Here is a 7,994-nt window from a genome sequence, read left to right on the forward strand (position 1 = left end):
CTCGGCGGTCAGGCCAACGTGCCCGGCGCTGCCGGCACCTGGAAGGACCTCACCGGCAACGTCAACCTGCTCGCTGCCAACCTCACCTCGCAGGTGCGCGCGATCGCCGAGGTCGCGACCGCCGTGACCAAGGGCGACCTGACGCGATCGATCCAGGTCGACGCCCGCGGCGAGGTGGCCGAACTGAAAGACAACATCAACACGATGATCACGAATCTCCGTCTCACGACGGACGTGAACACCGAGCAGGACTGGCTGAAGACCAACCTCGCCAAATTCACCAACATGCTCCAGGGCCAGCGCGACCTCACCACCGTCGGCCGGCTGCTGCTCACCGAGCTGTCGCCACTGGTGAACGCCCATACCGGCGTGATCTACCAGGTCGAGAGCGAGGACAATCCGCACCTCCTGCTGCTGGCCTCCTATGCCAGCGACGGCATCTATCCGTATCAGCGCGTATTGCAGTTCGGCGACGGACTGATCGGCCAGTGCGCCCTCGACAGCCGGCCGCGCGTTGTCGCCGACATTCCATCCGACGTGGTGCCGATCAACTCGGCGCTGTTCCGCGTCGCGCCGAAGAACCTCGTCGTGCTGCCTGTGCTGTTCGAGGGCCAGGTCAAGGCCGTGATCGAGCTTGCCTCGCTCGTCTCCTTCACGACCTCGCAGATGACGTTCCTGGAGCAACTCACCGACTCCATCGGCATCGTGCTCAATTCGATCGAAGCGACGATGCAGACCGAGGGCCTGCTCAAGCAGTCGCAGCAGCTCGCCGGCGAGCTTCAGACCCAGCAGCGCGAATTGCAGCAGACCAACGACCAGCTCGAGCAGAAGGCGCAGCAGCTCGCCGAGCGCAACGTCGAGGTCGAACGCAAGAACCAGGAGATCGAGCAGGCCCGCCGCGCCCTGGAGGAAAAGGCGACCGAGCTCGCGCTGACCTCGAAGTACAAGTCCGAATTCCTCGCCAATATGAGCCACGAGCTGCGCACGCCGCTGAACTCGATCCTGATCCTGGGACAGCAGCTCACCGACAATCCGGACGGCAACCTCTCGGCCAAGCAGGTCGAATTCGCCCGCACCATCCACGGCGCCGGCACCGACCTGCTTAATCTGATCAGCGACATTCTGGATCTGTCCAAGATCGAATCCGGCACGGTGACGGTCGACGCCGAGGAAATCCTGACCGCGAACCTGCTCGAGACCGTCGGGCGGCCGTTCCGGCACGAGGCGGACAATCGCAATCTGTCGTTCAAGATCGACGTCGATCCCACCCTTCCGCGCAGCATCGTCACCGACTCCAAGCGCCTGCAACAGGTCCTGAAGAACCTGCTCTCCAACGCCTTCAAGTTCACCGCCGAAGGCGAGGTGCGCCTCAAGGTCGCCGGCGCCGTCGGCGGCTGGGGTACGGATCACCCGGTCCTGAATTCCGCGCCGGCGGTGATCGCCTTCGAAGTGTCCGACACCGGCATCGGCATTCCCGTGGAGAAGCAGAAGCTGATCTTCGAGGCGTTCCAGCAGGCCGATGCCGGCACCAGCCGGAAATACGGCGGCACCGGCCTTGGACTTGCGATCAGCCGCGAGCTGGCAAGCCTGCTCGGCGGCGAAATTCATCTGCGCAGCGCGACGGGCAAGGGCTCGTCGTTCACGCTTTATCTGCCGCTCAAATATTCCGGCCCGACGCTCGCCCCCCGCGCGGCGCCCGCGCCACAGACACACAACCAGCCGCCGGCGCTGCAGCCGGCCTCGCCGGAGCAGCAGCGCGTCATCGAGCAGCTTCCCGACGACCGGCTCAACCTCGAGCCCGGCGACAGCATCCTCCTGATCGTCGAGGACGACCCGCATTATGCGCGCGTGCTGGTCGATCTCGCTCGCGACAAGGGATTCAAGGTGCTGGTCGCCGCCCGCGGCGCGGAGGCGCTGGAGCTTGCCAAGCAATATCAGCCGCGAGCAGTCTCGCTCGACGTGTTCCTGCCTGACATGCTCGGCTGGACCGTGCTGAGCCAGCTCAAGCACAATCCGCTGACCCGTCACATCCCCGTACAGATCATCACGCTCGACGAGGACCGCCAGCATGCGCTGGCGCGTGGTGCGTTCTCCTTCGTCAACAAGCCGACGACGACCGAAGGCGTCTCGGCCGCGCTGACGCAGATCAAGGAATATGCACGGCCGCGGCGCAAGCGGCTCCTGATCGTCGAGGACAACGAGGCCGAGCAGCTCTCGATCCGCGAGCTGCTGCACCACGACGACATCGAGATCGTAACGACCGACACCGGCGCAGGCGCGCTCTCGACGCTGCGCGAAGAGCCGTGCGACTGCGTGGTGCTCGACCTGCGGCTGCCCGACATGAGCGGCTTCGAGGTACTGGACCAGATCCGCAACGACGAGGCGCTGTCGAACATTCCGGTCGTGGTGTTCACCGGCCGCGAACTCTCGGCGGAAGAGGATGCGGAGCTCCACACCATGGCGCGCAGCATCGTGGTCAAGGGCGTGGAATCGCCCGAGCGCCTGCTCGACGAGACGGCGCTGTTCCTGCACCGTGTCATCACGGAACTTCCGGTCGAGAAGCAACGCATGCTGGAGAAGCTGAACAGTTCCGACGAGGACCTGATCGGCAAGACCGCGCTGCTCGTCGACGACGACGCCCGCAACATCTTCGCGCTGTCGAGCGTGCTGGAACGGCGCGGCATGAAAGTGCTGACGGCGACGACCGGCAACGAAGCGGTGACCCTGGTCGAATCCAACCCGGAGATCGCCATCGTGCTGATGGACATCATGATGCCGCAGATGGATGGCTATCAGACCATCGGCGTCATTCGCGAAAATCCGGCCTTCGCCCGCCTTCCGATCATCGCGCTGACCGCCAAGGCGATGAAGGGCGACCGGGAGAAATGCCTCGAAGCCGGCGCGTCCGACTACCTCGCCAAACCCGTCAACACCGATCAATTGCTGCTTGCGATCCGCATGTGGCTGCACCGCTGAGTTGGGCCCGCGAATGGACCACGAAAAGGTCAACATCCTGCTCGTCGACGACCAGCCGGCCAAGCTGCTCGCCTATGAGGTGATCCTGAAGGAACTCGGCGAGAACCTCGTGATCGCCTCGTCCGGACGCGAGGCGCTGGAGCTGCTGCTCAAGACCGAGATCGCGGTGATCCTGGTCGACGTCTGCATGCCCGAGCTCGACGGCTTCGAGCTCGCCGCAATGATCCGCGAACATCCGCGCTTCCAGAAGACCGCGATGATCTTCATCTCCGCCATCCAGGTCAGCGACATCGACCGGTTGCGCGGCTACGAGATGGGAGCGGTCGACTACGTGCCGGTACCGGTCGTGCCGGAGGTGCTGCGCGCCAAGATCAAGGTGTTTGCCGAGCTCTACCGCAAGACCCGCGAGCTCGAACGTCTGAACCAGGAGCTCGAGGATCGCGTCCGCGCGCGCACGGCGGAATTGGAGAACTCCACCGCGAGGCTGCGCGAGAGCGAGCAGCGGCGCAGCATGGCGATCGCTGCCGGCAAGATGGGCTCCTGGGATTGGGACTGGATCAGCGGCGACTGGATGTGGGACGAGGGGCAGTATCGCATCTTTGGCGTCAGCCCCGAGAGCTTCGAGGTCAACCCGGCCAACGTTCAGGCGCTGTTACATCCCGACGACGTCGATCAGTTGCGCAAGGCGATCGCCGAATTCAACAAGGGCGCGCGCGCCTACGAGACCGAGTTCCGCATTATCAGGCCCGACGGGGAAGTGCGCTGGTGCGTCGGCACGGCGGCGGCAACCGTGGACGATAGCAGTCGCGTCGTGCGCGTGAGCGGCGTCACCGTGGACATTACGGAACGCAAACGTGCCGAGGAACGGCAGAATCTGCTGGCGCGGGAAGTCGATCATCGCGCCAAGAATGCGTTGGCACTGGCGCAGTCGATCGTGCGCCTCACCCGTGCCGATGAGGTCAAGGACTATGTCAACGCCGTCGAGGGACGGATCAATGCGCTGGCGCGCGTGCACACTATCCTGTCGCTGTCGAGCTGGCAGGGCGCCGAGCTCTCCAGGCTGATCGACGAGGAGCTTGCGCCCTATTCGCTCGGTGGCCAGATCATATTGGCGGGTCCGGAGGTCCAGTTGCTGCCGGCGACGGCCCAGACGCTGGCGCTCGCGCTGCATGAGCTCTTCACCAACTCAGCCAAGTATGGCGCCCTCTCGACCAGGTCGGGACGGCTCACGATCGGCTGGCAGGTCAAGGATCAAGTGCTTACGCTGAGTTGGGAGGAATCCGGCGGTCCGCTCGTCATGACTCCGAAATCTCGCGGCTTCGGCACCCGGAGCCTGCTCGCGAGCGTCGAGTCCCAGCTCGGTGGTCAGGCGCTGTTCGATTGGCGAGCCGAGGGCCTGTTGTGCCGTCTGGAGGTGCCGTTGACACGCAAGACGGCGGCGACAACCGCATCCGGCAAATTCGACGAGGCCAGCGCCGCCGAATTGCAGCGTGCATCCGGTTAGAGCGTTTTGCAGCGAAGTGAAGACTGTTTCGCGTCGAAAAAACGCGTCAGGACGAGAATCGAGAGCTTCCGTTTCGATTCAATCGGAATGACAATCAATCGGAATGACAAAAGCTCTAGCCGGACGCCGCGCTCGTCATACGTTGCGCCATCCGCGGTTCGCGCGCGACCCGGCCTTCGAGCCAGGCTTCCGTTTGGGCGAGATCGCGTAGCGCCCTGGCATAGCGGCGAGCCGCGCTTCGCTCCGCGCCCTGCGGCAGCTTGCGTGCTTTGCGCAGGATGTCCGCGGCGGCGTTGCGATAGGCCAGTGAGCGGTAAAGAAAGACTACCTTACCCATATCGAATGTCCCGTTTTGATGGCGCTTATCATCGCAAGACCGGCATGAACGCCGGATGAAGCCGGTGATGACAATTCCTTCATTTATTTGGAACCGGCGACTATAGCCCGCGTTTGCATGCCAGATCGGGATGCAGTCCCATGCGCGCAAAAAAGTCGTCGGACTTGGTCTCTCCTGCCGGCATCATCAAGCTGATGACGCATGCGATGATGGGCGCGGCCCTCGGCCTCACCTTCAGTCTCGCGCTGATCCTGTGCAATCCCGCCGTCGCCAACCTGCTCAATCACGGTGGAAGCCAAGCCGCGATCGTTTTTGCCTTTACATTGGTGACGACGTTCGCGATCGGCGCGACCCTCACCGGCGTGGTGTTCATCCTCGCTGAGGACAAGCAATCTTGAAGCGTGCGTCAAGCGGGGCAGATGCTTTGTTGGGAACTCCTGCGATAAATGGCGGTTGGCTGCCTGCGTCAATTTAACTCAGGGAGTTCCTCACATGACAATGACCAAGCTCGCTCTCACCGTGATGTTGGCAACCGGTCTCGCCGCTGCACCGCTCGCTGCGCAGGCCAAGTCGCACAAGGCGAAACACGGATCCTCGATGTCGTCATCGCAGACCACTGGGGCCAACACCAAGTCCTCGAAGGGCGCGGATCCTTCCGGCCAGGGCGGCTCCGGTCCCGGATCGGACCAGGGCGGCACCATGACGAACAAGAGCAGCAAGGGCATGAGCAACACCAAGTAAGCTCAGGCGCCCATCTCAAACAAAAGCCCCGCGGCGGCGCGGGGCTTTTTCGTCTCGATGATCGAGGCAATCGCGCGCCGTATCGGCGAGCGCCCGCGTCAGCTCATTGCGGCCGGCGCGCTTGGAAGTTGAGCCCGGGGCTCACAGAATTCGCCTTCACGAGATACTCGAGCTGTGCGCGCTTGCGTCCGATCAGAAGTTGGGCCGCCGCATCATCGAGACCCGCGCGCTGCAATTGCCGGATGGCAGAGCCCAATTCGAGAATCTCGGCGCGCAACCTCAAGATCCGGTAAGTGTCCGGGTCTTCCTCCATGGCGCCCCTCAAAGATTTCAGCGCCGTGTGTTCGTGAGCTGGGGATTGCCGACTGTCTTCAACGAACGACGGCGCATCCGGTCGCGGACGTCAGGCAGCACGTCACCGCCTCCGGCAGCCCTCCATTCGCCGACCAGCAGATTGATCCTCCGGCGCAAATCCATCTGCGCCAGGGCCTGCTGGCTGCAATCGCGATCGCCGTTGACGCGATCGCGCACGGCGGCCTCGACGTCGGCCATTTCCAGCCTCAAGACGCTGATTTTACGCCGAATTTCATTAATTCTGTTGTCCATGGCTTGTTAGAACAAAATAAGAACATATAGTCAAGTCACCTTTTCAGGACGGAGAAGCCAGATGCAGGTTCAAGGTAAATACGACGCCAGGGTCTTCCTCACCGAGCAGATGACCCGCGCGCAGGGGCTAAGGCTGAAACGGCTGAGCGATGAGGCTTATCAGCCCGCACAATATGCGCGCGATCTGTCCTTCACCGAGGCCGCACGTCGCATCCAGGTGCTGGAAGCGGAGATCGAGCTGGCGAATTCCTTCTAGGCTGCGTCGCGCATCTGGAACGTGAGGTGCTCGCTTTCGGAACCATGCCTGGGTCGAATGGTTCTCTCGGCCAAGGGAGAACATGCATGGCACGCAAGGCAAAGAAACGTCGCTACTCACGCAGCTCCGGCAGCGATGTCGAAAGCGAGATGCGACGCTACAAGAAGGGCACGGCAAAGAGCGGTCGCAAGGGCCGTGGCGGACGCGTGAAGAGTCGCAAGCAGGCGATCGCGATCGGACTGTCGAAGGCGCGCAAGAAGGGCAAGAAGGTCCCGAAGAAGGCCTCGAAGAAGAAAGCGTCCAAGAAGAGGACGACGAAGACCACTAAGAAGACGACTAAGAAGACAACCAAGAAATCGTCGAAGCGCAAATCCAGCAAGCATTGACGCTGACCTGTCTCAGATCATGCTGCCCGGCATGAAGCAGCGGATCGAGACCCCAAAGGCTGTCTTCACCGGCCACACCATGGTGCGGCCGGCGCGGTTCGGCTCGGTGATGACGGCTTCATCAGGCACTTCGACCCACTCCCCGTCGAGACGCACGCGATAATGCCCGTTGTGCGACTCCCAGTCGGGATCAGCGACGGCAAAACCATCTGCGTCCGAGCAACACGGGCCGAGGTGGCTGCGCAGGCTGTCGAACCATGGCTTGAGGGGTGAGTCCGCGTAGCGGCCGTCATCACGACCGAGCGCGTTTCCGCCCCAGAGCACGAACGGCGCCGCGAGCAGCGCCCCCCTCAGCGAGAGCTTCAATCGATCCATGTCGGCACCGATCAAATGCGAACCACCGGCCAGCTCCACAAAGCGGCGGCAAGTTCGAAGTTCCACGCTTGCAACCCGTGTTGGCGGCGTCGTTGCCGGCAGACCCGAGCAACTCAACTGTGATGAGCGAACACGGCTTTTTCGGACGAACCCGGTCACCATCCCTGCCGTTAACGAGAATGTTATCGATGACCCCTCCAGGGACTCTGAAGGCAAACGGACAAGGCGGCCCGAGGGCCGCCTTGCTTGATTTTTGGCTGGTCGATGCTCGCCTCAGGCGAGCGGCACCGCCACGAACCTCGTCGCCTCCGCGGTTCTGACCTGCAACAGCACGCTGCGCTTGCCGGACGATTTGGCCTGCGCCAGCTCGGAGCGGACGTCGCCGACATTGGCGACCGCCTTGCCGCCGACATTGAGGATGACGTCGCCAGTCTGGATGCCGCGCTGCGCCGCCGGCCCTTGCGGATCGACTTCCGTGACGACGACGCCCTTCTGGCCAGCGCCCTGGACGTCACCGGCCGGAGCCAGGCCGAGCCCGAGACGCGGCGTGCCGTCGTTCGGCTGCCCCTTACCCTCGTCAGCGCTGCCATTTCCTTTGGCCTGCCGCTCGTTCGGCAGCTCGCCGAGTGCGAGCGTCAGCGTCTTGGTCGCGCCCTTGTGGAAGACGTCGAGCTTCACCGAGCTGCCCGGGGGCAGGGTGGCGATGGTACGGGCGAGGTCGCGGGAGTCCTTGATCGCGGTGCCGTTGACGGCGGTGATGACGTCTCCCGCCTCGATGCCGGCCTTGGCCGCCGGGCTGCCGTCCTGCGGGCT

At 63.4% G+C, this 7,994-nt stretch carries 11 protein-coding genes; 6 read left to right on the plus strand and 5 right to left on the minus strand.

The features are described from left to right. Together MOV75_RS19555 and MOV75_RS19560 are read left to right on the plus strand one after the other, a co-directional pair. On the plus strand, window positions 1-2,976 hold a 2,976-nt coding region (locus MOV75_RS19555; RefSeq protein ID WP_247006413.1), incomplete at its 5' end, for a response regulator. A 13-nt stretch (window positions 2,977-2,989) separates the two neighbouring features. Beyond that, complete coding sequence (locus MOV75_RS19560) at window positions 2,990-4,480, plus strand: HWE histidine kinase domain-containing protein (protein ID WP_246928434.1); 1,491 nt, start codon at window positions 2,990-2,992, stop codon at window positions 4,478-4,480. Window positions 4,481-4,595: 115 nt separating this feature from the next. Here the strand turns inward: MOV75_RS19560 and MOV75_RS19565 are convergent, their stop codons facing one another. Continuing rightward, a complete protein-coding gene (locus tag MOV75_RS19565) occupies window positions 4,596-4,817 on the minus strand; it encodes a hypothetical protein (protein ID WP_246928432.1) in 222 nt (73 codons plus the stop codon). 140 nt (window positions 4,818-4,957) lie between these two features. Between MOV75_RS19565 and MOV75_RS19570 the strand changes: the two genes are divergently transcribed. Both MOV75_RS19570 and MOV75_RS19575 read left to right on the plus strand, forming a co-directional pair. Further along, window positions 4,958-5,215, plus strand: a complete 258-nt coding sequence (locus tag MOV75_RS19570; protein WP_246928430.1) for a hypothetical protein — start codon at window positions 4,958-4,960, stop codon at window positions 5,213-5,215. 94 nt (window positions 5,216-5,309) lie between these two features. Beyond that, on the plus strand, window positions 5,310-5,558 hold the full coding sequence (locus tag MOV75_RS19575) for a hypothetical protein (protein ID WP_246928429.1): 249 nt from the start codon (window positions 5,310-5,312) through the stop codon (window positions 5,556-5,558). A gap of 103 nt (window positions 5,559-5,661) precedes the next feature. On the opposite strand, the gene MOV75_RS19580 is transcribed toward MOV75_RS19575, so the two are convergent. Continuing rightward, window positions 5,662-5,871: a hypothetical protein gene (locus MOV75_RS19580; protein ID WP_246928427.1), complete on the minus strand. Its 210-nt coding sequence runs from the start codon at window positions 5,869-5,871 to the stop codon at window positions 5,662-5,664. Between the two features lie 17 nt (window positions 5,872-5,888). Then, complete coding sequence (locus MOV75_RS19585) at window positions 5,889-6,110, minus strand: hypothetical protein (protein ID WP_246928425.1); 222 nt, start codon at window positions 6,108-6,110, stop codon at window positions 5,889-5,891. A 115-nt stretch (window positions 6,111-6,225) separates the two neighbouring features. Between MOV75_RS19585 and MOV75_RS19590 the strand changes: the two genes are divergently transcribed. Together MOV75_RS19590 and MOV75_RS19595 are read left to right on the plus strand one after the other, a co-directional pair. Further along, the gene (locus tag MOV75_RS19590) at window positions 6,226-6,420 is read left to right on the plus strand and encodes a DUF3072 domain-containing protein (protein ID WP_246928423.1); all 195 of its coding nucleotides are present in this window, start codon (window positions 6,226-6,228) and stop codon (window positions 6,418-6,420) included. 86 nt (window positions 6,421-6,506) lie between these two features. Then, window positions 6,507-6,806 (plus strand): DUF6496 domain-containing protein, encoded by a 300-nt coding sequence (locus MOV75_RS19595; RefSeq protein WP_246928413.1) that lies wholly within the window; start codon window positions 6,507-6,509, stop codon window positions 6,804-6,806. Between the two features lie 12 nt (window positions 6,807-6,818). Here MOV75_RS19595 and MOV75_RS19600 read toward each other — a convergent pair whose 3' ends face one another. Both MOV75_RS19600 and MOV75_RS19605 read right to left on the minus strand, forming a co-directional pair. Continuing rightward, window positions 6,819-7,181, minus strand: a complete 363-nt coding sequence (locus MOV75_RS19600; protein ID WP_194408207.1) for a hypothetical protein — start codon at window positions 7,179-7,181, stop codon at window positions 6,819-6,821. A 273-nt stretch (window positions 7,182-7,454) separates the two neighbouring features. Next, a partial coding sequence (locus MOV75_RS19605) for a PDZ domain-containing protein (protein WP_247006414.1) occupies window positions 7,455-7,994 on the minus strand: 540 nt, incomplete at its 5' end.

This window comes from Bradyrhizobium sp. PRIMUS42 (assembly GCF_023006515.1).
In the GTDB taxonomy this organism is placed as follows: domain Bacteria; phylum Pseudomonadota; class Alphaproteobacteria; order Rhizobiales; family Xanthobacteraceae; genus Bradyrhizobium.